23 protein-coding genes and 1 tRNA gene are annotated in these 26168 nt (G+C 62.7%); 13 read left to right on the top strand and 11 right to left on the bottom strand.

Translation table 11 applies throughout. The annotated features are described in order from the left end of the window. Positions 1–382: 382 nt before the first annotated feature. Entirely contained in the window at positions 383–523 is a 141-nt protein-coding gene (locus GA0004734_RS25965; protein WP_175386320.1) for a hypothetical protein, read from the bottom strand. A 180-nt stretch (positions 524–703) separates the two neighbouring features. Here GA0004734_RS25965 and GA0004734_RS11510 point away from each other — a divergent pair, with 180 nt between their 5' ends. Then, on the top strand, positions 704–1801 hold the full coding sequence (locus tag GA0004734_RS11510; protein WP_092933812.1) for an IS630 family transposase: 1098 nt from the start codon (positions 704–706) through the stop codon (positions 1799–1801). On the opposite strand, the gene GA0004734_RS11505 is transcribed toward GA0004734_RS11510, so the two are convergent. Beyond that, on the bottom strand, positions 1798–2025 hold the full coding sequence (locus GA0004734_RS11505; RefSeq protein ID WP_348626088.1) for a hypothetical protein: 228 nt from the start codon (positions 2023–2025) through the stop codon (positions 1798–1800). The two genes, GA0004734_RS11510 and GA0004734_RS11505, sit on opposite strands and share 4 nt — an antisense overlap. Positions 2026–2136: 111 nt before the next feature. Further along, a tRNA-Lys gene (locus GA0004734_RS11500) sits at positions 2137–2212 on the bottom strand. A 318-nt stretch (positions 2213–2530) separates the two neighbouring features. Here GA0004734_RS11500 and GA0004734_RS11495 point away from each other — a divergent pair. Continuing rightward, on the top strand, positions 2531–3277 hold the full coding sequence (locus tag GA0004734_RS11495; RefSeq protein WP_092936222.1) for a cytochrome c biogenesis CcdA family protein: 747 nt from the start codon (positions 2531–2533) through the stop codon (positions 3275–3277). A 30-nt stretch (positions 3278–3307) separates the two neighbouring features. Next, a complete protein-coding gene (locus GA0004734_RS11490; RefSeq protein WP_092933810.1) occupies positions 3308–4297 on the top strand; it encodes an AEC family transporter in 990 nt (329 codons plus the stop codon). On the opposite strand, the gene GA0004734_RS11485 is transcribed toward GA0004734_RS11490, so the two are convergent. Next, on the bottom strand, positions 4265–5467 hold the full coding sequence (locus tag GA0004734_RS11485) for a UbiH/UbiF family hydroxylase (RefSeq protein WP_092933808.1): 1203 nt from the start codon (positions 5465–5467) through the stop codon (positions 4265–4267). The two genes, GA0004734_RS11490 and GA0004734_RS11485, sit on opposite strands and share 33 nt — an antisense overlap. A 287-nt stretch (positions 5468–5754) precedes the next feature. Here GA0004734_RS11485 and pcsA point away from each other — a divergent pair, with 287 nt between their 5' ends. The 8 genes from pcsA to GA0004734_RS11445 all read left to right on the top strand — a co-directional run bounded on the left by pcsA (position 5755) and on the right by GA0004734_RS11445 (position 14717). Beyond that, on the top strand, positions 5755–6480 hold the full coding sequence (gene pcsA, locus GA0004734_RS11480; RefSeq protein WP_092936220.1) for a phosphatidylcholine synthase: 726 nt from the start codon (positions 5755–5757) through the stop codon (positions 6478–6480). A gap of 11 nt (positions 6481–6491) precedes the next feature. Continuing rightward, positions 6492–7466 (top strand): quinone oxidoreductase family protein, encoded by a 975-nt coding sequence (locus tag GA0004734_RS11475; RefSeq protein ID WP_092933806.1) that lies wholly within the window; start codon positions 6492–6494, stop codon positions 7464–7466. A 50-nt stretch (positions 7467–7516) separates the two neighbouring features. Next, a complete protein-coding gene (locus GA0004734_RS11470; protein WP_092933804.1) occupies positions 7517–9115 on the top strand; it encodes an ABC transporter ATP-binding protein in 1599 nt (532 codons plus the stop codon). After that, positions 9105–10214, top strand: coding sequence for an ABC transporter permease (locus tag GA0004734_RS11465; protein WP_092933802.1), 1110 nt, complete (start codon positions 9105–9107; stop codon positions 10212–10214). The genes GA0004734_RS11470 and GA0004734_RS11465 overlap by 11 nt, the downstream gene beginning before the upstream one ends. Before the next feature lies 1 nt (position 10215). Beyond that, positions 10216–11136, top strand: coding sequence for an ABC transporter permease (locus GA0004734_RS11460; protein WP_092933800.1), 921 nt, complete (start codon positions 10216–10218; stop codon positions 11134–11136). A gap of 45 nt (positions 11137–11181) precedes the next feature. Beyond that, positions 11182–12252, top strand: coding sequence for a BMP family ABC transporter substrate-binding protein (locus GA0004734_RS11455; RefSeq protein WP_092933798.1), 1071 nt, complete (start codon positions 11182–11184; stop codon positions 12250–12252). A gap of 266 nt (positions 12253–12518) precedes the next feature. Next, complete coding sequence (locus tag GA0004734_RS11450; RefSeq protein WP_092933796.1) at positions 12519–13277, top strand: FadR/GntR family transcriptional regulator; 759 nt, start codon at positions 12519–12521, stop codon at positions 13275–13277. Between the two features lie 144 nt (positions 13278–13421). Beyond that, positions 13422–14717, top strand: coding sequence for a hemolysin family protein (locus GA0004734_RS11445; protein ID WP_092933794.1), 1296 nt, complete (start codon positions 13422–13424; stop codon positions 14715–14717). Positions 14718–14901: 184 nt separating this feature from the next. Here GA0004734_RS11445 and GA0004734_RS25960 read toward each other — a convergent pair whose 3' ends face one another. The 7 genes from GA0004734_RS25960 to GA0004734_RS11415 all read right to left on the bottom strand — a co-directional run bounded on the left by GA0004734_RS25960 (position 14902) and on the right by GA0004734_RS11415 (position 22495). Beyond that, positions 14902–15048, bottom strand: coding sequence for a hypothetical protein (locus tag GA0004734_RS25960; protein ID WP_092933792.1), 147 nt, complete (start codon positions 15046–15048; stop codon positions 14902–14904). A gap of 100 nt (positions 15049–15148) precedes the next feature. Continuing rightward, the gene (gene glp / locus GA0004734_RS11440) at positions 15149–16366 is read right to left on the bottom strand and encodes a molybdopterin molybdotransferase MoeA (RefSeq protein ID WP_092933789.1); all 1218 of its coding nucleotides are present in this window, start codon (positions 16364–16366) and stop codon (positions 15149–15151) included. Beyond that, on the bottom strand, positions 16363–16872 hold the full coding sequence (moaC, locus tag GA0004734_RS11435) for a cyclic pyranopterin monophosphate synthase MoaC (protein WP_092933787.1): 510 nt from the start codon (positions 16870–16872) through the stop codon (positions 16363–16365). The genes glp and moaC overlap by 4 nt, the downstream gene beginning before the upstream one ends. Beyond that, complete coding sequence (gene trpC, locus GA0004734_RS11430) at positions 16872–17687, bottom strand: indole-3-glycerol phosphate synthase TrpC (protein WP_092933785.1); 816 nt, start codon at positions 17685–17687, stop codon at positions 16872–16874. Before trpC ends, moaC begins: the two co-directional genes overlap by 1 nt. Position 17688: 1 nt before the next feature. Then, entirely contained in the window at positions 17689–18708 is a 1020-nt protein-coding gene (trpD, locus tag GA0004734_RS11425; protein WP_092933784.1) for an anthranilate phosphoribosyltransferase, read from the bottom strand. A 14-nt stretch (positions 18709–18722) separates the two neighbouring features. Continuing rightward, positions 18723–20612 carry a peptidylprolyl isomerase gene (locus tag GA0004734_RS11420; RefSeq protein WP_092933782.1) on the bottom strand — a complete coding sequence of 630 codons (1890 nt, stop codon included), beginning with the start codon at positions 20610–20612 and terminating at the stop codon, positions 18723–18725. 116 nt (positions 20613–20728) lie between these two features. Then, positions 20729–22495, bottom strand: a complete 1767-nt coding sequence (locus GA0004734_RS11415) for a hypothetical protein (protein WP_245292403.1) — start codon at positions 22493–22495, stop codon at positions 20729–20731. A gap of 220 nt (positions 22496–22715) precedes the next feature. Between GA0004734_RS11415 and glmU the strand changes: the two genes are divergently transcribed. Together glmU and glmS are read left to right on the top strand one after the other, a co-directional pair. Beyond that, positions 22716–24095, top strand: coding sequence for a bifunctional UDP-N-acetylglucosamine diphosphorylase/glucosamine-1-phosphate N-acetyltransferase GlmU (gene glmU, locus GA0004734_RS11410; RefSeq protein ID WP_092933781.1), 1380 nt, complete (start codon positions 22716–22718; stop codon positions 24093–24095). Between the two features lie 128 nt (positions 24096–24223). Then, positions 24224–26050, top strand: coding sequence for a glutamine--fructose-6-phosphate transaminase (isomerizing) (gene glmS, locus GA0004734_RS11405; protein WP_092933779.1), 1827 nt, complete (start codon positions 24224–24226; stop codon positions 26048–26050). Positions 26051–26168 lie beyond the last annotated feature (118 nt).

The raw sequence follows: 26168 nt of genomic DNA, 5'->3' as shown, positions 1-26168 counted from the left end.
TGAAGGCGATCGCGCGGCGCTGGGCATCGCCGGATTCGCTTCAAAACATTGATCTCATGCACGCTTTGAGCCCGGTGAGCCGGACGCCTGCGCAGTGATATCATTGTGCCGGGAGAAACTGTCCGCAAGCTGTCCACCGAATGGGCAGGCGCGCGAAGGCCATGCGGAAATCACGAAATGTTGCGCTTGGAATGCTTGCGTGACATTTTTTCGATCTTACATCGGCGCAAATGAAGGATCGTGCGCCATGTACAAGTTCATGATGAAGGAATTGATCGTCGTCATAGCCGCTCTGTGCGCCATATCAGGCCTGACGTTCGCCATGCTTGCCGTGTCGGTATGATACCGGGCGTTATGATACCGTCCGATAAAGCCCACGTTGTTAGAGAACAAACATGCCGATGACCATTGCGATCGGGACGGGAACACCCACCAGCCAAACGAGAAGCTCGCGAATCATAAAAGCACTGTAGTCGTTATGATCTGTGCCTCTTCGCGGCTGTTGTTTTAACGCTTTCAGCATCGCGATCTCCTATTTCAGCCCGCTTACTGCCGCTTCAACCAGGAATACGCGTTTTCGTTCCGCTTCGGATAACACGACGTGAGATGGCTCGTTTCCCAGGATCTACGATCGTCTAGTCACGTGGAACTAAAGTAAGTATCATTTTATTACGCTTCTTTAGCAACGGCAGGAGTGTGATTGATGGTCGGCAGGCAAGCGGACCTTGTCGCTCTGAGCGACGAGGATAGAAATTTTCTTGAATCTCATGTGCGTCGGCACAAGACGCCGCGCTCGTTGTCGGATCGATGCCGGATAGTTTTGTTGTGCGCACAGGGCCTGCAGAGCAAAGATGTTGCCGAACGCCTTGGCGTCCACGAGCACACGGTTGGCAAGTGGCGCCGCCGGTTCGTGCAGGATGGCATTGACGGACTGACCGACGAATATCGCGCAGGTCGGCCACGAACCGTCTCTGACGCGCAGGTAGCTGAGGTGGTCGAACGGACATTGAACACCACCCCCAGGGATGCCACACACTGGTCTATCCGTTCGATGGCAGCCGACCGCGGGCTGTCGCACACCACCATCCGTCGGATATGGACTGCGTTTGGTTTGCAGCCGCACCGTTCGGAGACATTCAAGCTCTCTTCCGATCCGCTGTTCGTTGATAAGGTGCAAGACATAGTCGGCCTTTACATGTCGCCACCGGACCGGGCAGTCGTGCTATGCGTGGATGAGAAATCGCAAATCCAGGCACTGGATCGCGAGCAGCCGGTTCTGCCCATGGCGCCGGGCATCGCCGAGCGGCGCACCCATACCTATGTCCGCAACGGCACGACATCCCTGTTCGCCGCGCTCGACGTTGCGACTGGCGCGGTAATCGGCCAGTGCTACAAACGTCACCGGGCGACCGAATTTCTCGACTTCTTGAAGCGGATTGACGCCGAGATGCCCAAGGGGCCGGACGTGCATTTGGTGATGGACAACTATGCGACCCACAAGACGCCGAGGATCAAGGCCTGGCTCGCACGCCGCCCGCATTGGCATGTTCACTTCACGCCAACGTCAGCCTCCTGGATCAATCAAGTCGAGCGGTGGTTTGCAGAGCTGACGCGCAAGCAGTTGCAACGCGGTGTCCATCGTTCCACCGCCGAACTGGAAGCCGACATCGACGTGTTTATCGCAACACACAACGAAAATCCCAAGCCATACAAATGGGTGAAATCCGCCGACCAAATCCTCGCCTCCGTCAAGCGATTCTGCCAAAAAACAATGAGCCGAACTTCAGATTCGGGTGACTAGGTCTTCGATGACGGAGAGTATCCCCCGGGGATCGCCGTCTCCGTTACGGAGACCGGGTCGCTGGCCGGGAACGTGTCTTCGAACCCTTCCTCCAATGCATCGTCGCCCTTGCCGGAAGCCTTGTCCTGCCGCAAGGACCGAACCGCGGGAGATTCTTCGTCTTCGGTAGGCCGGAAATCCCCGTTCTCGCCGCCCGTCATCGGCACCTTCTTGAACTCGATCATGCTGCCGCCTCCCGTGTCTTCAGGTTTTTCGGAAACGACGTCTGTGACAGAATGTTCCTGGCACGGAACTCCGGTGGGTATGATGTAGAACTGGCTGTCCGAAGGGGAGAGTGGTGAGCGCGCAGGGATTCGAACCCTGGACCTACAGATTAAAAGTCCGTTGCTCTACCAACTGAGCTACGCGCTCCCGCGCCGATCACCAAGGCGGCCGGCGAAAGTTGGCGGAGATATGCATAGGCGCGCGGTTGCGGTCAACCCATAAATCCGAGGATCCCCGATTTCGCGGCGACGGGCAACCCATGGCGCGGGATACAGGGAGGATCGGCATGCCTTCAGGACGTGCGCAAGCCGGATGATGTTCGATGGCGGGTTCGTCCTCGACGCGCGTCACGTCTCCGGCATGCGGCGTCTGGAACCATTGCTGGCGACGCGCTCGCGCGGTAACACCGTCACCAGCCGTGCGGCGCTGTCCTGCCCGCCCGCAATCGTCTCTGAGGAACTGGTTTTGTCGATAGCCGATATCTCGATCTGGACCGCCGTGCTTGCGGGGGCGTTGTCATTCCTGTCTCCTTGCGTGCTGCCTCTCGTGCCGCCTTATCTCTGTTATATGGCGGGCGTCTCCGTGGATCAGTTCCGGGTGACAAACGGCACGGCTGCGGTTGCGACGCGGCGGGCCGTTCTGCCGTCGGCGCTTCTGTTCACGCTCGGCTTTTCCACCGTCTTCATCGCGCTTGGCATCGGCGCCTCGTCGGTCGGTCTTCTTCTGCGGCAGCATATGGACCTCTTTTCGCGCATCGGCGGCATCGTGGTCATCATCATGGGGCTGCATTTCCTCGGCGTGCTGCGCGTAGGCCTGCTCGGACGCGAGGCGCGCTTTCAGGGCGGGGGGAAGCCGGCGACGCTGTCAGGTGCCTATATCATGGGCCTTGCCTTCGGCTTCGGCTGGACGCCCTGCATCGGCCCCGTGCTGGGCACGATCCTCGGCGTCGCGGCAGCGCGCGATACGGTGTCGGAGGGCGCCGTCCTTCTTGCGGTCTACTCGCTCGGCCTTGCCATCCCCTTCTGGATCGCAGCCGCCTTTTCCGGGGCGTTCATGGGGTTCCTGTCGCGCTTCCGCCGCCATCTCGGGCTGGTGGAAAAGATCATGGGCGGCCTGCTCGTCGTGGCGGGTCTCGCCTTCCTGTTCGGTCTCGTCAGCACGGTATCCATCTGGTTCCAGCAGACCTTTCCGGTTCTGATGCAGATTGGTTGAACAGACGGGCGCCGCCTGCGGGATCACGACATGACCAATATTTTCAGCCTCGTGGCACCGTTCTTCGGCCTCATCCTTCTCGGTTATGGAGCGGCGCACCTGTTGGGCCGACGAGACGGAGCGGGTCCGGCGAGGCCCGGCCTCGAAGGCATGAGCTGGCTCAACGTCTACATTCTCTATCTCGCGCTGCCGTCGCTGTTCTTCACCCTCATTTCCCGCACGCCGATACACGAACTGACCCGGTTCGATTTTATCCTCGCCGATGTCGCCGCGACCTATTCCGTCTTCACTCTCATCTTCGTGGTGGCCCTCTGGTTTCGCCGTGCGCCTCTCGCGGAAGCGACGGTGCAGGGGCTGGCGGCCGCCTATGGCAATATCGGCTATATGGGGCCGGGGCTTGCGCTGCTTGCACTCGGGGACCGCGCGGCCGTGCCGGTCGCACTGATCTTCTCCGTCGAGAACGTCGCGCACTTCATCATGGCGCCAGCGCTGATGGCGATTGCGGGAAGCGAGAAGCAGAATCCGGCGAGGCTCGCTCTGTCCGTCCTGCGAAAGATCCTGCTGCATCCCTTCATTCTCGCGACGACAATCGGGGTCGCCGCGGCCGCGTTTCAGGTGCAGCCGCCACTCGCGATCCGCCGGCTGATCGAGGCGCTGGCGCCCACAGCCGCGCCTTGTGCGCTGTTTGCGATGGGCGTGACGCTCGGGCTTCGGCCATTGAAGCGGGCACCGGTGGAGCTGACCTATATCGTTCCAGCCAAGCTGCTGCTGCACCCGGCCGTCATGTACCTCGTGCTGAGCGCTGCCGGGAATTTCGAGCCGATCTGGGTGCAGGCGGCCGTACTGCTCGCGGCGCTGCCGACGGCGACGAACGTGTTCGTCATTGCCGAGCAATACGGCGTCTGGCAGGAGCGGGCCTCCGCGACCATCCTCATCACGACAGCGCTGTCCATGCTCAGCGTCACGGGTCTTCTCTATCTGATCGGATCAGGCGGAGTGCCGGCCGATCTTTTCCCGTAAGTCCCCCAGCATGGACCGGATCGCGCTGCCCGGCCGCAGGCCTTCCTGCATGACGAGGCTGCGCAGGGCGCCAGCCGATGACAGCGCCTGCAGCCCGCCTGTCCGCAGCATCTGTACCGGCAGAAAGCCGGTGAGCAAAGAGCGGTTGAGCAGGTCCACGCTGACGGTACGACTGAGAATATCGGCGCGCCTGCGCCGATCGTAGCGGTCGCCAAGATCCGCCGGGATGACCGGCAGCTCGGCGAGCATGGCGACCAGCGTCATGACGTCGCGAAGACTGAGGTTCAGGCCCTGTGCGCCAATGGGCGGGAAGGCATGGGCGGCCTCGCCCACGAGGATCACGCGGCCCTTGCCGAAGCGTGTGGCGGCCATGCCGGAGAGCGGGAAGGCTTGAGGTTCGGTGTCGACCGTGACCTTGCCAAGCATGGACTGCATCCGCTGCTCCACCGCGCTCGACAGTGCGGCCCTCTCCCGCATCAACACTTCCGCTGCGGCATCGGGCGTCATCACCCAGACGAGGCTGGAGCGGTTGCCGGGAAGCGGAACCTGCGTGAACGGACCCTGACGTGTGTGAAACTCCGTCGAGATGTTTTCATGCGGACGCTCATGGGCGAAATTCAGCACGACCGCCGTCTGCGGATAGCTCCAGTTGCGCGTCTCGATACGGCGCGCCTCGCGAACGAGCGAGCGTCTTCCGTCCGCGCCGATCACCAACGACGCCGTCAGCGAACGGCCGTCGGCCATCGTCAGAGTGCAGCCAGTTGCGGTCTCCTCGAGACGTTCCAGTCTTGAGTCGATGCGAGTGATGGATGGTGCGCTCTCGATGCGGCGGTTCAGCACATCGAGGAACGGTGCGTTCGGGAGATTGTAGCCGAAGGCGTCGAGGCCGATTTCAGCCGCCCGGAAGGTAACAACCGGCGCGCGCAGAAGGCGGTTCGTCCCGTCGATGATGCGCAACGTGGCCAGCGGCGCGCCGAGCGCGCTGACCTCTTCTCCGAGGTCGAGCCTCCTCAGAAAGCCGATCGCCTCGTCCATCAGGGCCGTCGTGCGACGGTCATGCGGGGCGGTCGGCGCAATGAGCGCGACGGTGCGCCCGTCACGGGACAAAGCAAGGGCGGCGAGTGCGCCTGCGAGGCCAGCGCCGATGACGGCGATATCGGTGTGATCCATGATTCGGTTCTCTTCCTTCGCCTCGGGCCGTCTGAGCCCATATCTAGCGCCGACCGCGTCTTTTTGGAATGGTCGCCGTTGCCGCACGTGGTGCGTAAGTCCACAGCGGATTACATACCGAGGACGGCAATCGCTTGTTTTTGCTGGCAGGGCAGGGCAAACGATGCATATTACGGACATGCCGGCAGCGACACTGTCGCGGCGGAGGAGGCGGTGCGGCATGACCTGGCAATATCCGGGTCGCGCACCGGATTTACGCGAAGCGTCAGCACAGGATGCGTCTGCCGATGAAGTTCTTCAATTACAAGCCGGTTCCCTACGCCGAGATCCGGGCCTTCTCGGTTCATGTTCTCACGGCTTCCGGATCGTTTCTCGCGTTCCTCGGCGTCGTGGCCGCAGCGGAACATCGCTTCGTGGATATGTTCTGGTGGTTGGGTCTGGCGCTCGCCGTCGATGGCATCGACGGGCCGATCGCGCGCAAGGTCCGTGTCAAGGAGGTGCTGCCCAACTGGTCGGGCGATACGCTCGACAACGTCATCGACTATGTGACCTATGTGCTGCTGCCGGCTTTTGCGCTCTACCAGAGCGGCATGATCGGCGAGCCCTGGTCGTTCGTCGCGGCAGGCGCCATCGTTATGTCCAGCGCCATCTATTATGCCGATATGGGCATGAAGACCGACGAATACTTCTTTTCAGGCTTCCCGGTCGTCTGGAACATGGTGGTGTTCACGCTCTTCGTCGTGCAGGCGAGCGAGCTTGCGGCGTCCATCGTCGTTTTCGTCTCGGTGCTTCTCACCTTCATGCCGATCAGCTTTCTCCATCCGGTGCGCGTGCGGCGGTTGCGGCCGCTCAACCTCGCGGTCTTCACCGCTTGGTCGGTCCTCAGCGCCTATGCGCTGCTGATGCATTTCGAGACCCCGGCCTGGGTGGTCTGGGGCGTCGTCGGCACCGGCGTCTATCTCTACGTCATCGGGTTCATTCTGCAGATCTTCCCCAATCTCGGACGCGAATAAAGGAACAGGCCATGGCAAGAGCAATCATGATCCGGGAGCTGGGTGGCCCCGACGTCCTGAAGATCGAGGGCGTGACCGTTCCGCCGCCGTCGCGTGGCGAGGTGCAGATCCGCCAGGAGGCGATCGGCGTCAACTTTATCGACGTCTATTTCCGGACAGGTCTCTACAAGGCGGCGAGCCTGCCCTTCATTCCGGGCAAGGAGGGTGCCGGCATCGTGACCGCGGTCGGCGATGGCGTGACATTGTTCTCACCGGGCGACAGGGTCGCCTATGCCGGCGCGGACGGGGCCTATGCCAGCGAGCGCAACATCGACGAGCAGCAGCTGATCAAGGTGCCCGACGACATTCCACTGGAAACGGCCGCCGCGATGATGCTGAAGGGCATGACCGCGCAGTACCTGCTCAACCAGACCTTTGCCGTCGGTCCCGACACGGTTCTCCTGTTCCATGCGGCTGCCGGCGGTGTCGGGCAGATTGCCGGGCAATGGGCCAAGGCGCTGGGCGCCACGGTGATTGGGACGGCAGGATCACCCGAGAAGATCGCGATGGCGCTGGAGCATGGCTACGACCACGTCATCGACTACCGCTCGGAGGATTTCGTCGCGCGGGTAAAGGACATCACCAAAGGCAAGGGCGTCGATGTGGTGTACGATTCCGTCGGCAAGGATACGTATCCCGCCTCGCTCGACTGCCTGAAGCCGCGGGGGCTGTGGGTCAGCTTCGGCAACTCGTCCGGAGCCGTGGAGGCCTTTAATATCGGCGTACTATCCCAGAAGGGATCGCTGTTCGCCACGCGTCCGACGCTCTACACATACACCTCGACACGGCCGGAGCTTGAGGCGTGTGCAAACGCGTTGTTTGATGTTGTGCGGAGCCATAAAGTGCGTATCAATATCAACCAGACCTATGCGCTTGATAATGCCAGCCAGGCTCATGCGGATCTGGAAGCCAGAAAGACGAGCGGAACAACTTTGCTGATTCCCTGAGAAGCCGAAAACGGCGCCCGGGCATCTGCGGCTTGAAAGAGAGGGATGGCGTGGCGGTTGAAGGACCCAGCGCTGACAGCACCCTGCTGTCGGTCAGCAAGCTGACGAAAATTTTTGGGACATTTGCAGCCTGCAACGGGATCGATCTCGATATACGGCCGGGCGAAATCCATGCGCTTCTCGGTGAGAACGGCGCGGGTAAGTCTACCCTCGTCAAAATGCTCTTCGGCGTCCTCGGACCCACGAGCGGGCAGATCAAATGGCGCGGTCAGCCGGTGCGCATCGCGAGCCCCGGTGCAGCGCGGCGCCTCGGCATCGGTATGGTGTTCCAGCATTTCTCCCTGTTCGAGGCATTGACGGTCGCGGAGAACATCGCACTCTCGATGGATCCCGGTGTTTCGCTCAACAAGATCTCGGAAGAAGCCGCCGCCCTGTCGGTCAGCTATGGCCTGCCGCTCGATCCGAAGGCGCATGTCGCGGACCTCTCGGTCGGCGAACGCCAGAGGATCGAGATCGTGCGCGCGCTCCTGCAGAACCCGCAGCTTATTATTCTCGACGAACCCACCTCCGTGCTCACGCCGCAGGAGGCCGACCGGCTGTTCGAAACGCTGGCGAAGCTGAGAGCCGAGGGACGCTCGGTTCTTTATATCAGCCACAGGCTGGAAGAGGTACAGCGCATCTGCGACCGGGCGACCGTGCTGCGCCATGGCAAGGTGACCGGCGCCTGCGACCCGCGGCAGGAAACACCGGCGTCTCTCGCCCGCATGATGGTGGGCAGCGATGTCGCGCATGTAAGCGCGTCGAGTACGTCGGCCAAGGGCAAGGTCCAGCTCGAGGCACGGCACCTCCAGGCTGCGGCCCGTACGCCGTTCGCCGTGTCGCTGAAGGACATCTGTCTGAAGGTTCATGCCGGCGAAGTGCTGGCGATTGCCGGCGTCGCCGGCAACGGACAGGGCGAACTGTTCGATGCCCTCTCGGGCGAATACCCGACCGCCGACAACGACGCCGTCTTGATCCGCGAGAAACCGGTCGGCCGACAGGGCATCAACCAGCGGCGTACGCTGGGTGCCGGCTTCGTGCCGGAAGAGCGTCACGGACATGCCGCCGTCTCCGCTCTGCCGCTGTCGGACAATCTGGTGCTGGCGCGCTACTATTCGGACCGCAAGGCCTTCATCGGTGGTGGTGCGCTCGGTCTCATCCGCAACGGTGCCGTGAAGCGGGCCGCAAAGCGGATTTCCGAGGCCATGGACGTGCGCAAGAGCGGGGAGGATCCACCGGCAGGCTCGCTGTCGGGTGGCAACCTGCAAAAATTCATCGTCGGACGCGAACTCGACCGCCAGCCTTCGGTTCTGATCGTGAACCAGCCGACCTGGGGTGTGGACGCGGGTGCCGCGAGCCGTATCCGCCAGGCGCTGGTGGATCTCGCCAAGGCCGGCTCCGCCGTGCTGATCATCAGCCAGGATCTCGACGAGATCTTCGAGGTGGCAACCGAGATCGCCGTCATCAACGACGGCAAGCTTTCTGAAATGTATCCTGCTGCCTCCCTGTCGCGTGAAAAGATCGGGCTTCTGATGGGTGGCATGCATGGGACGACGGCGTCCGAAGCGGCCGCTGCCGCGACTGTGAAAGAGACGGCCCATGCGCATTGAGCTTGAAAAGCGGCCGAAGGTCTCTCTTCTCTATGCTTTCCTGTCCCCCGTCATCGCGCTCTGCCTGACCATCGTGGCCGGCGCCATCATGTTCGTGTTCCTTGGCAAGGACCCCGGACTGGCGCTTTACAGTTTCTTCATCGAGCCGCTGACGGAAGTCTGGTCACTGCACGAACTGGCAATCAAGGCGGCGCCGCTGATCCTGATCGCGGTTGGTCTCTCCATCTGCTACCGGTCGAACAACTGGAATATCGGCGCGGAGGGCCAGTTCATCATGGGCGCGGTGACGGGCTCCATCGTTCCCGTCGTCTTCCACGAATGGCATTCGGCGCTCGTCCTGCCGCTGATGCTCGTCATGGGTATGATCGGCGGCGCGCTCTATGCCGGCATTCCGGCCTTCCTCAAGGCCCGGATGAACACGAACGAGATCCTGACGAGCCTGATGCTCGTCTATGTCGCCCAGCTGTTCCTGGACTGGCTGGTGCGCGGCCCATGGCGCGATCCGGGCGGCTTCAACTTTCCGGTGACGCGGGAGTTCGCGCCCGAAGCGATCCTGCCGGAGATGCTGGCCTCCGGCCGCGCCAATTACGGCTTCGCCTTCGCGATCCTTGCCGCGCTCGCGATCTGGTTCATGATGCGCTTCACGCTCAAGGGCTTCGAAATCAACGTTCTCGGCCAGTCCGAGCGGGCAGGTCGGTTCGCCGGCTTCTCCTCGCGGCGGATGATCTGGTTTTCCATGCTGCTGTCGGGCGCTTTTGCCGGGCTTGCCGGCATCTCCGAGGTGTCTGGCGCCATCGGCAAGCTCCAGCCGGTGATCTCGCCGGGCTACGGCTTTACCGCGATCATCGTTGCCTTCCTCGGCCGGTTGAACCCGCTCGCCATCATCGTCGCCGGTCTCGTTCTCGGCCTGACATACCTTGGCGGCGAGGCGGCGCAGATCTCTCTCGGGCTGTCGGACAAGGTGGTGCGCGTGTTCCAGGGATTGCTGCTCTTCTTCGTGCTCTCCTGCGACACGCTGATCCAGTACCGCATCCGCATCGTCTGGCGCCGGATGGCTGGCCACGTGACAGAAAGCGCGGCAGCGGAAGGAGCGCATTGACATGGGTATCGTCGAAGCCATTCTCTTGACGGTCATCACCGCAGCGACGCCGCTGGCTATCGCTGCGGCTGGCGAACTGGTGACCGAACGGTCGGGCGTGCTCAACCTCGGCGTCGAGGGCATGATGATCATCGGCGCCGTCTGCGCCTTCGCCGCGACACAGGCGACCGGCTCGCCCTATATCGGCATTCTCGCGGGCATTCTGTCCGGCATGCTGTTTTCCCTGCTCTTCGGCTTCCTGACGCTGACGCTGGTGGCAAACCAGGTTGCGACCGGGCTGGCGCTGACCATTCTCGGCCTCGGGCTCTCGGGGCAGATCGGCGAGCCCTATGCGGGACAGTCGGGTATCAAGCTGCCACAGATCGTCTTTCCCGTCCTCAGCGACATCCCGGTCATCGGCCGGCTGCTGTTCCAGCAGGACCTGATCTTCTACCTGTCGATCGCGCTCATTGCCGGCATCCACTGGTTCCTGTTCCGCAGCCGCGCCGGGCTCAAGCTGCGCTCGGTCGGCGACAGCCATACGTCGGCCCATGCGCTGGGGATCAACGTCATCCGCACGCGCTATCTCGCCGTCATGTTCGGCGGTGCCTGTGCCGGGCTTGCCGGCGCGCAACTTTCGCTCGTCTACACGCCGCAATGGGTGGAGAACATGTCGGCGGGGCGTGGCTGGATCGCGCTCGCGCTGGTGGTCTTTGCCTCCTGGCGACCATGGCGCATCGTTGCCGGCGGCTATCTCTTCGGCGCCGTATCGATTAGCCAGCTTTATGCACAGGGGAACGGCTTCAATGTGCCGTCGCAGCTCCTGTCAGCGCTGCCGTACCTTGCAACGATCGTCGTCCTCGTGCTCATCTCGCAGAACCGCAGAATGACGATGATCAACACGCCGGCTTCGCTCGGCAAACCGTTCGTGCCGGATCGCTGATCCGATCGGCCAAAGACATCTATTCGACAACATGAGAGGTCCAAAATGAAGAAACTTATCCTCGCTCTCGTCGCCACGACGGCGGCCATCGGCTTCGCCGCCTCGGCAAGCGCCCAGGAAAAGGCAAAGATCTGCTTCGTCTATGTCGGCTCCAAATCGGACGGCGGCTGGACGCAGGCGCACGACATCGGTCGTCAGGAGCTGGAAAAGGCGCTCGGCGACAAGATCGAGACGCAGTTCCTCGAAAACGTCCCAGAAGGCCCGGATGCCGAACGCGCCATCGAACGCCTGTCGCGCTCGGGCTGCGGCCTGATCTATACGACGTCGTTCGGCTTCATGGACGCCACAGTAAAGGTTGCCGCCAAGTTCCCGAAGGTGATGTACGAGCACGCAACCGGCTACAAGACCGCACCGAACGTCGCAACCTATAACAGCCGCTTCTACGAAGGCCGCTATATCCAAGGCCAGATCGCTGCCAAGATTTCCGAGAAGGGCGTGGCCGGCTACATCGCCTCCTTCCCGATCCCGGAAGTCGTCATGGGCATCGACGCGTTCCTGATCGGCGCGCGTTCGATCAACCCGGACTTCAAGATCAAGGTCGTATGGGCGAATACCTGGTTCGACCCGGGCAAGGAAGCGGACGCGGCCAAGGCGTTGATCGACCAAGGCGTCGACGTGCTGACACAGCACACCGACACCACCGCACCGATGCAGGTTGCGGCAGAACGCGGCATCAAGGCTTTTGGCCAGGCCTCGGACATGATCGCCGCCGGCCCGAAGACCCAGCTGACCGCGATCAAGGACACCTGGGGCGCCTACTACATCAAGCGCACGCAGGCTTTCCTCGATGGCAAGTGGGCAACGACGTCGAGCTGGGACGGCCTGAAAGACGGCATCCTGACCATGGCGCCCTACACCAACATGCCTGACGACGTGAAGGCGATGGCGGAAGCGACGCAGGCAAAGATCGAGTCGGGTGAATTGAAGCCGTTCACCGGCCCGCTGAAGAAGCAGGACGGCAGCGTCTGGCTGAAGGAGGGCGAGACCGCCGAAGACGGCGTTCTGCTTGGCCTCAACTTCTACGTCGAGGGCGTGGACGACAAGCTGCCGCAATAAGCCGTTGCGAACGGGTCGCCGCGTGGCCCAGTCGCTTCAACGTGCTCCAGCAGGGCCGTCCAAATCGGCCCTGCTGTTTAAGCGACGTGTTGACAAGCGCCGCCCTTTTCCTTCATGCTTCCCAATTTTGTTCCATTCCGTTCAAAAATGAAATGAAAATTCCATCTCTCTCTCCGAGACACGGATATTGTCATATGATATGATTTTTCTGTTGTCTGGGAGGGATCTGGCGACAGAACGTGTATCGAGTCCGACGAGGGGGAAGCATGAAGAGGGGTCCGCTGGAGACGCTGATCACAGGCGTCGATACGCGCACGAGCCATTCGCAGGTCGTGGATGTCCTCGGCCGGGCCATCATTTCCGGAGAGTTTCCCGTCGGCACGATCCTGCCGGGCGATCAGGAGTTGGCCATGCGCTTCAAGGTGTCCCGCACCGTGCTGCGCGAGGCCATGAAGACATTGGCTGCCAAGGGCCTGATCGTGCCGCGTGCGCGGATCGGAACGCGGGTGACCGCCCGCAGCCAGTGGAACCTGTTCGACAGCGACATCCTCACCTGGCACTTCCACAACGGCATCGACGAGGACTTCCTGACGCATATCAGTGAGGTCCGCATGGCCTTCGAGCCGCATGCCGCGGCACTGGCTGCCATCCATGCGACCGAAGCAGAGATCAGCCATATGATGCGGTTGGCCGTCGCTATGGGCGATCCCATGCATACGCCCGAATCGCTGGCCGTCGCGGATCTGCGCTTTCACCTCGCCGTGGCCGAGGCGTCGGCCAATCCTTTCATGCGCAGCGTCGGCAGCCTGATCGAGGCGGCTCTGGTCGGCATTTTCAAGCTCAGCTCGCCCGCAGCCGATCGTGAGGGCATCGAGGACGTCTCGCGCAATCATATCCGCATCGTGGAGCAGATCAGCCGTCGCGACGAGGCGGGAGCCCGCGCGGCGATGGAGGTGGTCATTCGGGTCGGCCGCGCACGTGTTCGTGTGGCCATGGATGACGCGCCCGAAACGGTCGCTGGCTGACAATCGTCGGTCCGTGACGGCAAGAATGGTGAAACTTGCCGTATCGCGCCTTGCTGCATTGCGCGGTTCCGCCTATTTCATGAAAACGATGATATCGCGTGCTGTGAAACCTGCACGGCGCGGAACATCGGTTTTCGAGGATCCATGTCCGAACTGCTCGTCATTTTCGTTCTTCTTCTGATCAATGCCTTCTTTGCCATGTCGGAAATGGCGCTCGTCTCCGTCAGCCGGCCGATGTTGCGGCAAATGGCCCGGCAGGGAAACGTCCGTGCGGAGATGGCGCTGAACCTTGCGGAAGATCCGGGCAAGTTCCTCTCGACCGTGCAGGTCGGCATCACGCTCGTGGGTACGCTGGCCGGCGCCTATGGTGGCGCGACGATCGCCGACAAGCTGGCGCCGGTCCTCAACGATATCAGCTGGATCAACCCCTATGGCAGCACCGTCTCGGTCGCCCTGGTCGTCACGCTCATCACCTATCTCTCTGTGGTTATCGGCGAGCTCATTCCCAAACAGCTGGCACTGCGCAATTCCGAAGGCATCGCCATGTTTGTGGCGCGGCCGATGTCGATCCTGTCCAAGGTCGTCTCGCCGGTCGTGTACCTGTTTGAAGGTTCCGCCAAGGTTTTCATGCATGTCTTCGGCGTGACCAGCAACAAGGATGCGGTGACGGAAGAGGAAGTGCAGGCGATCATGGCGGAGGGCGTCGAGAGCGGCGCCATCGAAAAATCCGAGCATGAAATGCTGCGCCGCATCATTCGGCTCGGCGATCGCAACGTCAAATCCATCATGACTCACCGGACCGAGGTGAGCTTCATCGACGCGAACGACACGCTGGAGGCTGTGCGCGCGAAGATCGAGCAGACCTCGCATTCGCGTTATCCTGTCATGGACACGTCCACGGGAGAGATTCTCGGTGCCGTGCTTGTGAAAGAGGTGCTGAACGTCAGCGACCGCGGGGCTTTCGACATCCGCGTCTTCGTGAAGGAACTGCACGCGCTGCCGGAGACAGCCTCGTGCCTCAAGGCGCTGGAGGCCTTTAAGTCCTCGCGCATCAACATGGCCATGATCGTCGACGAGTATGGCAGCATCGAAGGCATCATCACGATCGCCGATATTCTCGAGGCGATTGTCGGCGTTCTCCCATCGAACTACGACGATATCGAGCACGCGCTGATCCGCCTGCGCGAGGACGGGTCCTATCTCGTGGATGGACGCACGCCGATCGACGAAATCCACCTGACCATCGGCATCGACGAAATCGATTCGGATGGCAGTTATGAGACCATTGCCGGCTTCCTCGTGCAGGAACTGCGCAAGTCCCCCGAAGAGGGCGATGTGGCCGAGGCATTCGGGTACCGGTTTGAAGTGGTGGACATGGACAGCCGCCGGATCGACAAGATCCTGGTGTCGAAACTCGACGTCGCATCGACGGAGCGTTGAGGCAGAGTTTGCCGGATCGCAGCAGGCTCGAGACAAACAAAAAGGCCGGGGGTTGCCCGACCTTCCGTTTTCAGAGTTTCTGTAACCTGCTAGTTCATCCGTAGTCAGATCACCTGACCCTCAGTATCTGCTGGAATGGTTAATAAAGAGTTAACGTGTCCGTTTTACGTCACCCTTCAAATTTTCAGTTTTCCTCAACCGAAATGCCGTTTTCGCCGATCTTGAGTTCTACGCCCTGCGGTTCTTTCTCGCGGTCGTAGATGTAGACGCCCATGACGATGACCAGGACAACCAATGCGCCCAACAGCGCGTAAAGTCCGTTTCGGTTCATGCTGATATCCCCTTCGTTACCGATACTTACCGCTAGACGAGATAGGGCGGGCCGCGGATTTGTGAAGATCGCGGACGGTGCCAAGAGATAGGCGATCGGCCTAAGCGTCGCGGAGAATAAGGACGGTGCAGGCCGATCCTGCTTCAAGCGCTGGTGCGCCCGGTGCTCGAACGATGAGGGCATCCGACTGCGCGAATGTCTGCATCATCGAGGAATCCTGCCGCTCGAAGGCTGTCGCCGACAGGCTGCCATCCGCCAGACGCTCGAGCTTTGCGCGGATATAGTCCTGACGCTTGTCGTTGGCGGCAAGCGGCCCGGCGGTGGTGGCGGCCGCGAGGCGGTTGCGGGCCTTCAGATGAGCGAGGGTGCGGACAAGGGGCTCCAGGAAGAGGAGACCGCAGACGAGGCTCGACACGGGGTTGCCGGGAAGGCCGAGCACCTGCATGTCGCCGAGACGGCCGACCATCAGCGGTTTACCGGGGCGCATGGCGATGCGCCAGAAATCGAGTTCCATTCCCGCACCGACGAGGGTCGACTGGACGAGATCATGATCGCCGACGGAAGCACCGCCGAGCGTGATGAGGATGTCGGCGCCTGTTTCTTGCGCGGTCGCCAATCGCTCCTTGATGCTCGACCTCCTGTCGGGAGCGATGCCGAGGTCGATGATCTCCGCGCCATTCTCCCGTGCGATGGCGGCGATGCCGAGCGTGTTCGATGCGATGATCTGGTCGGGTCCGAGTGTACTCCCGGGTGGCAGAAGTTCGTCTCCTGTTGCGAGAATAGCAACACGGACGGGCCGGAAGACGTCGAGACGGGCATGGTTCATGCCGGCTGCCACCGTCAGGCGACCTGAATCAAGCTGATCGCCGGCGTGGAGAACGACATCACCTTCGTGAAAATCCTGGCCCCGCGGCCGAATATGGCGGCCTTTGGCGGGTACGAACCGGGTCTGGATGCGATGGCCGTCGAGCCGTTCGGCATCTTCCTGTATCAGCACCGTATCAGCGCCTTCCGGCACGGGCGCACCGGTGAAGATGCGCACGGCCTGTCCCGGGAGCACCGTCCCCATGAAGCGATTACCGGCCGCTGATTCGCCAATGACAGTGACGATGGCGCCGATCTCCGCAATATCCTCGGCACGCAGCGCGTAGCCGTCCATGGCGGACGAGTCGAACGGCGGATGGGTGAGGCGGGATGCGAGATCGAAGGCGAGGACGCGGCCATGCGCTTCACCGATGGCGGCCACCTCCGTTTCCGTCACGGGGCGAGCGGCGGCCAGCAGGCGCGCCAGTGCGTCTTCGACGGGAAGCAGGCTCATGGCGATAAGGTCTCGCGGGTCGTCGCTTCGCGCACGTAGTCGCCGGAGCGTCCGCCGGACTTTTTCAGAAGGCGGATGCCGCCGATTTCCATTTCGCGATCGACGGCCTTCGCCATGTCGTAGATCGTCAGGCAGGCGACGCTTGCGGCCGTCAGTGCCTCCATCTCGACGCCGGTGCGGCCGCTGAGCTTTGCCAGTGTCTCGACGCGCAGACCGGGCAGGGTCTCGTCGGGCACGATATCGACCGAGACCTTGGTCAGCATCAGCGGGTGACAGAGCGGGATGAGGCTGGCCGTCTGCTTGGCCGCCATGATGCCGGCGAGGCGGGCGGTTCCAATGACGTCGCCCTTCTTGGCGTCGCCCGCAAGGATGATGCGCAGCGTTTCCGGCTGCATTCGGACATAGCCCTCGGCGACGGCGACCCGCACCGTCTCGCTCTTGTCGCCGACATCGACCATGCTGGCCTCGCCGGTTTCGCCGAGATGGGTCAGCGGCGCCCTCGACATCACTCAGCTGCCTGCGTCGTGGCGGAATCCGATAGCAGGAGCCGGGTTGCGGCCGCCACATCCTCCTGCCGCATCAGGCTCTCGCCGACGAGGAAGGTGCCGATGCTTGCGGCTTTCATGCGGGCGCAGTCGGCCGGGGTAAAGATGCCGCTCTCGCCGACGAGATGCCGGTCGTCCGGCACCATCGGCGCAAGACGTTCGGAGACGGCGAGATCGACTGCGAAGGTCTTCAGGTTGCGGTTGTTGATACCGAGCAGGGGTGACGACAGGCGGAGCGCGCGCTCCATTTCCGGCTCGTCATGCACTTCGACCAGGACGTCCATGCCGAGGTTAAATGCGCAGTCTTCCAGCCGGCGCGCGTCGTCGTCGGCAAGCGAGGCCATGATCAGTAGAATGCAATCGGCGCCCCAGGCGCGGGCCTCATGCACCTGATAGGTTTCGAACATGAAATCCTTGCGCAGTGCCGGCAGATCGCAGGCGGCGCGGGCGGCCGTCAGAAATTCCGGTGCGCCCTGAAAGCTCGGTCCATCTGTCAGCACCGACAGGCAGGCCGCGCCGCCAAGCTCATAGGCCTTGGCGAGTGCCGGCGGATCGAAGTCCGGCCGGATCAGGCCCTTGCTGGGGGACGCCTTCTTGATCTCGGCGATCAGGCCATATTTGCCTGCCGCGCGCTTGGCCTCCAGCGTCTTCAGGAACCCGCGCGGGGCTTCCTGTCCGGCGCTCATGGCCTTGAGGTCATCGAGAGAAACACGCGCCTTGGCGGCGGCGATCTCCTCGCGCTTGTAGAGTTCGATGCGGTGCAGAATGTCGCTCATGTCAGGCCTCCTCTGCATTCGATACGCGTATCAACGCTTCGAGCGCGGTGCGGGCGGCGCCTGTTTCCACAGCCTCGCGTGCCATCGCCATGCCATCCATCAACGAGCCTGCACGGCCGGAGATGACCAGTGCGGCAGCGGCATTGGCCAGCGAAATGTCGCGATAGGGCGTGACGTCGCCATCGAGCACGCCGCTGAGCGCCTTCGCATTGTGCGCGCCGTCGCCGCCCTTGAGGGCTGCGAGATCAACGGTGGGCAGACCGAAATCTTGCGGCGTCAGGTCGAAGGTGCGAATCGCGCCGTTCTCAATGGCGGCAACGTAAGTCGTGCCAGTGGTGGTGATCTCGTCCAGGCCTTCGCCGTGGACGACCCAGACGCTGGCGGAGCCGAGGTCGCGGAGGACTTCTGCCACAGGCACCACCCATTGCGGCGAGAACACGCCGACCAGCTGGCGGCTGACGCCCGCAGGGTTGGAGAGCGGGCCGAGCAGGTTGAAGATGGTGCGCGTGCCGAGTTCGACCCGGGTGGGGCCGACATGGCGCATGGCCGAATGGTGTTGCTGGGCGAACATGAAGCCGACGCCGGCCTCGCGGATGCAGCGGGCGATCGCGTCCGGCCCGATATCGAGCTTGACGCCGAGGCAGGAGAGCGCATCCGCCGTGCCGGACTTGGAACTCAGGGCGCGGTTGCCGTGCTTGGCGACGGGAACGCCAGCACCTGCAACGATCAGCGAGGCGAGCGTGGAGATGTTGTAGGTGCCCGCACCGTCCCCACCGGTGCCCACGATATCGATGGCGTCCGCAGGCGCGTCCACCGTCAGCATGCGGGCGCGCATGGCGCCGACGGCGCCGACGATCTCGTCGACCGTTTCTCCGCGCACGCGGAGCGCCATCAGGAAGCCGCCGATCTGCGACGGGGTCGCGGCGCCCGACATGATGATCTCGAAGGCGGCCCGCGCCTCTTCCCGGTCAAGAGACTGGCCAAGGGCCGCCTTGGCGATGAAAGGTTTGAGGTCCGCCATACGATACCGTCCGCCTACTGCTGTGCCAGCGCCGTTTCGGCCACCTGCTGATTGATCGAAACGCCGTAGCGGGTCTGCAACTCGGTCACCATCTGGTCGAGAATGTCGTCGCCGCTTGCCTGGGCGATGGCGTCGACCTGACGGCTGTCCTGATCCAGCGCATCGCCGGCTGCATTTTCGACGGCCGTCACCTTGAGCAGGATCTGTCCTTCGCCATCGGTGCCGGGCGCGTTCGTCACGAGGCCGTTCGGGCCGCTGAAGGCAGCCGTTACGGCAGCGGGAGAGAGCGCCGCATCCTGTGCCGTGCGGCGGAGACCTGTCTTGGTCTCGACGGCGATGCCCAGTTCCGTCGCAATCGTCTGAAGAGTTTCGCCCTTTTCGACACGTGCCTTCAGGTCCGCGGCGCGCTTGGCCAGTTCGGCACGTTGCTGCTCGGCCGTCCAGTCGGCGACGACCTTTTCACGCGATTCGTCCAGCGTGCGATCGCGGGCGGGCATGACGTCCTCGACCTCGAACCAGACATAGCCGTCGCGGCCGAGATTGATCGGCAGGGTATCGCTGCCTGGGTCGGCCTTGAAGACTTCGGCCAGCAGTTCCTGCGGCTGCGGCAGGTCGGCGATCCTTTCGCCCTGCGCATCGTTACCGCGCGCATCGACGGCGGGAATGGAGACGGCCTTCAGGTTGCTTTCCGTCGCCGCGTCCTGAAGCGTAGCGCCGGAAATACGCGCATCCTCGAACTTGTCGTGGATCGCCGTGATCTCGTTGCTCGCATTGGCAAGGGCGACCTCCTGGCGGAGCTCTTCCTTGACCTCGTCGAAGGACCGCGTGGTCGCGGGACGAATGTTGGTGACCCGCAGAACGACCGGGCCGAAGGCGCCATCGACAACGGGCGTCGTGCCGCCATCGGCGGCCACCGCAAAGGCGGCATCGCCAAGCTTCGCATCCGGGACGCGCTCGCGGGTGAAGTCGCCGAGAAGAACATCGCCGGAGGTCTTGCCCTGCTCGGAAACGAGCGCATCGAAGGTGGTGCCGGCAGCGAGTTTTGCCGCTGCGGCATCCGCGTCCGTGCGGCTGGCAAAGGTGAGCTGCTCGATCGTGCGCGTTTCCGGCGTGCTGAAGGTTGCCTTGCGCTTCTCGTAGTCGGCGCGCAGTTCGTCCTCGGTGACCCCGGCCGGGTTGGCGATATCGGTCGGCTCAAGCTTCACATAGGAGATCTTGCGAAATTCGGGGGCGCGATACTCGGCCTTGTGCTCCTCGAACCAGGGCGCAAGCACGTCGTCGGCCGGTGCCTTGATGGGATCAACATTGGCATTCGAAAGAAGCAGGTAGTCGAGCGAGCGCGTTTCGTTCTGGTAGGTCTTCAGCGCGTCCTTCAGGACCGTCGGCGCCTTGAAACCATCCGACAGGGCCTCGACGATCTGCGAGCGCACCGCAACCTGGCTGCGATTCGTGATGTAATCGACCTCGCGAAGACCAGCATTGCGCAGAACGCTGGAGAAGACGGTGCGATCGAACTGGCCGTTCACGGCGCGGAAAGCCGGGTCCTGGCTGATCAGCGTCGCGAGGCGATCCTGCGACAGGCCGAGGTTCATGTCGCTCGACAGCTGGTCGAGCGTCGCGCCCGCCACAAGCTGCGAATAGACCTGCGCCTCGACTCCGAAGGCGCGGGCCTGATCGCGCGACAGGCGGGTGCCGAACTGGCGGGAAAGCTGGGCCAGCTGCCGCTCATAGGCAAGCCGGAAGTCTGCCGGGGATACCTTGACGTCACCGACGGTCACAACGGCCGTCGACGCACTCGGCGCGATGGAAGACGAGACGCCCCAGACTGCGAACGAGGCGACGAGAACGATCAACAGGCCTTTGACGACCCAGGTCTGGGCGCCTCTCCTCAGCATTTCCAACATAAGACTGCGCACCTCAACCGACAAAACACGCGTTCGCCCCGTGGCAAACCGTGTCGTTCCTTACTGCATAAATTTCCAAATCGGAATCAATTTAAGGAGAAATTGCAATGGCCGTCTTATGGACGCTGCGATCCGTCGGACGTGGGCAGCAGGCCATTGCGGATGAAAGCATCGTAGCAGGGCGTGAGGGAGACCCTGACATGGGTGGGGAGAAGGGCCGGCGCATAGAGGGCGAGCAGGTCGGTCTGCGTCGGCGTGGCGGGACATGTCGGCATCAGCGCGAGATCGACAGCACGGATGGCATCGTTTTCCGCATTGCCCGGAGGCGGTACGGCCCGCGTCGGATCGGCGCCGATGGCGATGTGCCGTGGCGCCTGCCGATCCATCAACCACGGGAACGGATTGACGAAGTCGATGGACATAACGGTTTCGAATCGGATGCCCTGACGGGCTTCATAAGCGCGGACGGCGGAAATGGCGCGATCAGCGTTCTCAAGCCAGGCCCACTGGAAATCGAAGTCACTGAACAGGAGGACGGAGAAGGGTTCGCCGGCAACCGCCAGCGCATCGAAAGCCCTCCGGTTCTCCACGAACATGGCCTCCATACGCCGTGCCCGCTCTGCAAAGGTCGGCCGGATGGCAAACGCGCCCATCGTCTTCAGGTTCTGGTGACCGAGGCGCACCGTTCCCAACATGCCCACCCAGGCGCGACTGGCCTTCTGTATGACGGCGACCGCCGGGGGAATGACGACGGCGAGAGCGAGCACCGCGACAACACCGGAGCGCACCGTGTTGCCGTGGCGGCGGTAATGATCGAGGCCGGTGGCGAGTAGCAGCGGGTAGAGAAAGATCAGAGCTTGGCTGCCGGTATTCTGGCTTTCGAAAAACAGGCCGGCGAGAAGAAAGACAGAAATCCAGACGACGGGAAGATCGAGGAATGCCGAAACCGTCTTCGGCGACGGTGAGGACGCCGCTTTGCGCAAATGCTGGCGGATGAGATCGAGATCGGTGAGAACAAGTGCGAGGCAGAGCCCGGCTGTCGCGAGCGACACGCCGATGTTCATCGAGGCTGCCTTCAGGAGGCGCGGCAGAAGCGTTTCATCGTTGAGCAGGAGGAGGGCGAGGATGTCTCCGATATAGGCCGACACGACGCCGGTCGCCAACTCCAGGCCGATGAGGATCGCAGTGAAGATGCTTGCCGCGATCACGGAGCGCTTCAGGCTCAGCCGTCCGGCGGCAAGCGCCATCCCGCACATCAGTGTGCCGGCAACGACACCGGTGATCTTGATGAAGAAGAGCGCCAGCATGCTGGCCACGACGACGCCGCAGAGCTTTCGACCGTCCTTCATAAAGACCAGGGCCGCAGCGAGGACATAGAGGAGCTGGCAGACCTGGCGGTTGTAGATGCCGAAGCCTTCGGAACCGGGATAGGGATAGAAGTTGCCGATGTTGAACGGCAGCAGGGAATAGAGGAGGAACGGCGCGAGGAGCGCGAAGGCGAGGGCGGTCGAGCGGCGCTGGACGTCGATCAGGACCATCGCCATCAGGGGCGCAGTGACGACGAGGAGCGACCATGCCGACAGGAAAAGCGGATGTCCGTTCGGGAAAAGCCAGCTCACACCGGCAAAGAGGTAGTAGCCGAGAGCACCGACAGGCGCGAAGAAATCGATGGATGGGATCTGCCCGCCCGCGATCCGGTTGGTGGCGTCAAGATAGATGTAGAGGTCCCATATCATCGCGCCCATCGGCTGATGGAGGGTGGTGAGAAGCGCCAAGGGCAACGCGAGCACGACGGCGGCAAGTGCAAGGACCGGCGCAGACGGCTTCAGCCGGAAATAGCGGCCTTCCGGCGCTGCGCGTAGGTCATTCGCGACGGATGCCATGGAACGCCTCACAGCGGCTGAATTTCGAACGGACTTGCTTATCGCATTGTGATCTTTTCATTGCGTTAACGTCGGGTTCGCAGGGCTGCTGCGGAACGGCTTCGTCACCCGGGCCGCCAACGTGCTCCTCCTCAAATCTGCTTCGCAAATCCATCCCTTTTGCTCTATGAGGCTGAAGCAACGTCTGGCGGCCCGGCCGGACGAGACAGGGAGAGACGCCATGAGCACCACCATCACCGACGCCCGTACCTGCCTCGCCGTGGTCCTTGCCGCCGGCGAGAGCACGCGGATGAAGTCCTCGATGTCGAAGGTGCTGCATCCGGTCGCGGGCCGGGCGATGATCGCGCATGTGATGGAGTCGCTTTCCGGGGCCGGCATTCAAGCGGCCGCTCTCGTGGTGGGGCGCGACGCCGAGGCGGTGGCAGCCGCCGCACGCCGCGACGATCTGGCTTTGACGACGCACCTGCAGACGGAGCGGCTGGGCACCGGGCATGCCGTGCTTGCAGCGCGCGCGGCGATCTTGCGCGGTTATGACGATGTGATCGTCGTCTTCGGGGATACGCCGCTCGTCACCGCCGAGCCGTTGAAGGCCGCGCGCGCGCGGCTGGCCGCCGGCGACGACGTCGTGGTCATCGGCTTTCACACCGACCGCCCGACAGGCTATGGCCGTCTCATCATCGAAAACGATGCTTTGCTGGCGATCCGAGAGGAAAAAGACGCCTCGGAGGCGGAGCGGGCGATCACCTATTGCAATGGCGGGCTGATGGCCATGAAGGGCGCGCGGGCGCTCGAATTTCTCGACGCGATCGGGAATGCGAACGCCAAGGGCGAATATTACCTGACGGATGTGGTGGAAGTCGCGCGCGCCGCCGGCGCCCGCACAATCGCCATCGAAGCGCCCGAGACCGAGCTGATGGGCTGCAACAATCGGGCGGAACTGGCGGCCATCGAAGCCGTCTGGCAGGCGCGGCGGCGCCATGCGCTGATGGTCTCCGGCGTTTCGATGATCGCTCCTGAAACCGTGTTTCTCTCCTACGACACGCAACTCGCGCAGGACGTGCTGGTCGAGCCGAATGTCGTGTTCGGCCCCGGCGTGACCGTGGAGCGCGACGCCGTCATCCACGCGTTCTCGCATCTGGAAGGCGCGCATGTCTCGGCCGGCGCCACCGTCGGCCCCTATGCGCGGCTTCGTCCGGGCGCCCATCTTGGTGAGAATGCCAAGGTCGGCAATTTCTGCGAGGTCAAGAAGGCCGAGATCGGCGAGGGGGCCAAGATCAACCATCTGACCTATATCGGCGACGCTTTCGTGGGCGCGGGCACCAATATCGGCGCCGGCACCATCACCTGTAACTATGACGGTGTGAACAAGCATGTCACACGCATCGGCGCGCAGGCCTTCATCGGCTCGAATTCCTCGCTGGTCGCACCCGTCTCCATCGGTGACGGCGCGCTGGTCGCATCCGGCAGCGTCATTACCGAAGACGTGCCGGCCGATGCAGCGGCGTTTGGACGGGCTCGGCAGACGGTGAAGCCCGGACGCGCGAAGCTGCTGCGCGAGCGGTACTTGGTCGAGAAGGCCGCCAAGAGCGGAAAGGCCTGACCCGGCCGGCCGCGGCTGGCGGCGTTACCGGCTGATACCGAAAGTGACGATATGCCGGTTGCTCCCGGCGCAAAAAACAGTAGTCAGCTTGAGGCTCAAGGTCTGGGCTCGAAATATCGGAGAAGTTCATGTGCGGCATCGTCGGCATCGTCGGGGCACGGCCCGTTTCGGAGAGGCTGGTCGATGCCCTCAAGCGGCTCGAATATCGCGGCTATGATTCGGCCGGTGTGGCGACGATCCATGACGGCGAGCTGGACCGTCGGCGCGCCGAAGGCAAGTTGTTCAATCTTGAAACGAAGCTCGTCGGCGATCCGCTTCCTGGCCTGATCGGCATCGCGCACACGCGCTGGGCGACGCATGGCGCACCGACGGAGAACAACGCCCATCCGCATTTCACCGATGGTGTCGCCGTCGTGCACAACGGGATCATCGAGAATTTCTCGGAGATCAAGGACGCTCTGATCGCGGACGGCGCGACGTTCTCGACGCAGACGGACACAGAGGTCGTCGCGCAGCTTCTTGCCAAGCTTCGGCGGGACGGGCTCGACGGAAGACAAGCCATGCAGGCGATGCTGCGGTCCGTTACCGGTGCCTACGCGCTGGCAGTCCTGTTCGCCGATATGCCGGGCACGATCCTCGCAGCTCGTTCCGGTCCGCCGCTTGCGGTCGGCTACGGCGAGCAAGAGATGTTTCTCGGCTCGGACGCCATCGCGCTTGCGCCCTTTACCAATGAGATCACCTATCTGAACGATGGCGACTGGGCCGTGCTGACGGCGGATAGCGTCGAAATTCTCGACCATGACGGCAACTCTGTGACGCGTCCGCGACAGGTGTCGATCGCCGCCGCCTACATGGTGGACAAGGGCAACCACCGGCACTTCATGGAAAAGGAGATCTACGAGCAGCCCGAGGTCATCTCGCATGCACTCGGCCACTACGTCGATTTCACGGAAAACCGTGTCAGCGCCGCTGCCTCAGCCATCGATTTCGCCGGGATACCGAGCCTTGCCATCTCGGCCTGCGGCACGGCCTATCTTGCCGGGCTGATCGGCAAATACTGGTTCGAGCGCTATGCGCGGCTGCCGGTGGAGATCGATGTCGCTTCCGAGTTCCGCTACCGCGATATTCCCCTCTCGCCCGATGCTGCCGCGCTGTTCATCTCCCAATCCGGTGAGACGGCGGACACGCTGGCGTCGCTGCGCTACTGCAAGGATCTCGGCCTGACGATCGGCGCGGTCGTCAACGCAAGTGAATCGACCATCGCCCGCTCGTCGGATGCCATCTTCCCGATTCTCGCCGGTCCTGAGATCGGCGTCGCCTCCACCAAGGCCTTCACGTGCCAGCTGGCCGTGCTGGCGGCGCTTGCGGTCGGGGCAGGGCGCGCGCGCGGCACCATTTCCATTGAAGAAGAGCGCGTTCTCGTGCGGCATCTCGCCGAGATGCCGCGGATCATGGCGAGCGTGCTGAACGCCATTCAGCCTAAGATGGAAAGCCTTGCGCGAGAGCTCTCCAAGTGCCGAGACGTTCTCTATCTCGGCCGTGGCACCAGTTTCCCACTCGCCATGGAAGGCGCGCTGAAGCTGAAGGAGATTTCCTACATCCATGCCGAAGGCTATGCCGCCGGCGAACTGAAGCATGGGCCGATCGCCCTCATCGACGAAAACATGCCGGTGATCGTGATCGCGCCGCACGACCGGTTTTTCGAGAAGACCATTTCGAACATGCAGGAGGTCGCAGCCCGCGGCGGCCGGATCATCTTCATCACCGATGAGCGGGGCGCGGCCGCTTCCAAGTTGGAGACCATGAGCACGATCGTGCTGCCGAACGTGGACGAACTGATCGCGCCGATGATCTTCTCGCTGCCGATCCAGCTTCTGGCCTATCATACCGCCGTGTTCATGGGTACGGACGTGGATCAGCCAAGAAATCTCGCAAAGTCCGTCACGGTCGAATAGCGGCATTGCCGCGCAGCTGCAGCATGCACGGTTGCAGTGCAGCTTTTGCCATTGTCCGCCCGACGGCAACGCCATATCATTCGTTTGCGGCCGCGAACCGAGTGCCGATGGAATCAGC

Origin of the sequence: Rhizobium sp. 9140 (assembly GCF_900067135.1) — a bacterium.
Lineage (GTDB): Bacteria > Pseudomonadota > Alphaproteobacteria > Rhizobiales > Rhizobiaceae > Ferranicluibacter.
This window is presented reverse-complemented; position numbering and strand designations above follow the sequence as displayed.

Excerpts from the sequence above, each read along its gene's own strand:
- GA0004734_RS25965 (WP_175386320.1), bottom strand. The coding sequence starts at position 523 with ATGCTGAAAGCGTTAAAACAACAGCCGCGAAGAGGCACAGATCATAAC.
- GA0004734_RS11510 (WP_092933812.1), top strand. The coding sequence starts at position 704 with ATGGTCGGCAGGCAAGCGGACCTTGTCGCTCTGAGCGACGAGGATAGA.
- GA0004734_RS11505 (WP_348626088.1), bottom strand. The coding sequence starts at position 2,025 with ATGATCGAGTTCAAGAAGGTGCCGATGACGGGCGGCGAGAACGGGGAT.
- GA0004734_RS11490 (WP_092933810.1), top strand. The coding sequence starts at position 3,308 with ATGACCAATATTTTCAGCCTCGTGGCACCGTTCTTCGGCCTCATCCTT.
- GA0004734_RS11485 (WP_092933808.1), bottom strand. The coding sequence starts at position 5,467 with ATGGATCACACCGATATCGCCGTCATCGGCGCTGGCCTCGCAGGCGCA.
- pcsA (WP_092936220.1), top strand. The coding sequence starts at position 5,755 with ATGAAGTTCTTCAATTACAAGCCGGTTCCCTACGCCGAGATCCGGGCC.
- GA0004734_RS11475 (WP_092933806.1), top strand. The coding sequence starts at position 6,492 with ATGGCAAGAGCAATCATGATCCGGGAGCTGGGTGGCCCCGACGTCCTG.
- GA0004734_RS11465 (WP_092933802.1), top strand. The coding sequence starts at position 9,105 with ATGCGCATTGAGCTTGAAAAGCGGCCGAAGGTCTCTCTTCTCTATGCT.
- GA0004734_RS11460 (WP_092933800.1), top strand. The coding sequence starts at position 10,216 with ATGGGTATCGTCGAAGCCATTCTCTTGACGGTCATCACCGCAGCGACG.
- GA0004734_RS11455 (WP_092933798.1), top strand. The coding sequence starts at position 11,182 with ATGAAGAAACTTATCCTCGCTCTCGTCGCCACGACGGCGGCCATCGGC.
- GA0004734_RS11450 (WP_092933796.1), top strand. The coding sequence starts at position 12,519 with ATGAAGAGGGGTCCGCTGGAGACGCTGATCACAGGCGTCGATACGCGC.
- GA0004734_RS11445 (WP_092933794.1), top strand. The coding sequence starts at position 13,422 with ATGTCCGAACTGCTCGTCATTTTCGTTCTTCTTCTGATCAATGCCTTC.
- GA0004734_RS25960 (WP_092933792.1), bottom strand. The coding sequence starts at position 15,048 with ATGAACCGAAACGGACTTTACGCGCTGTTGGGCGCATTGGTTGTCCTG.
- glp (WP_092933789.1), bottom strand. The coding sequence starts at position 16,366 with ATGAGCCTGCTTCCCGTCGAAGACGCACTGGCGCGCCTGCTGGCCGCC.
- moaC (WP_092933787.1), bottom strand. The coding sequence starts at position 16,872 with ATGTCGAGGGCGCCGCTGACCCATCTCGGCGAAACCGGCGAGGCCAGC.
- trpC (WP_092933785.1), bottom strand. The coding sequence starts at position 17,687 with ATGAGCGACATTCTGCACCGCATCGAACTCTACAAGCGCGAGGAGATC.
- trpD (WP_092933784.1), bottom strand. The coding sequence starts at position 18,708 with ATGGCGGACCTCAAACCTTTCATCGCCAAGGCGGCCCTTGGCCAGTCT.
- GA0004734_RS11420 (WP_092933782.1), bottom strand. The coding sequence starts at position 20,612 with ATGTTGGAAATGCTGAGGAGAGGCGCCCAGACCTGGGTCGTCAAAGGC.
- GA0004734_RS11415 (WP_245292403.1), bottom strand. The coding sequence starts at position 22,495 with ATGGCATCCGTCGCGAATGACCTACGCGCAGCGCCGGAAGGCCGCTAT.
- glmU (WP_092933781.1), top strand. The coding sequence starts at position 22,716 with ATGAGCACCACCATCACCGACGCCCGTACCTGCCTCGCCGTGGTCCTT.
- glmS (WP_092933779.1), top strand. The coding sequence starts at position 24,224 with ATGTGCGGCATCGTCGGCATCGTCGGGGCACGGCCCGTTTCGGAGAGG.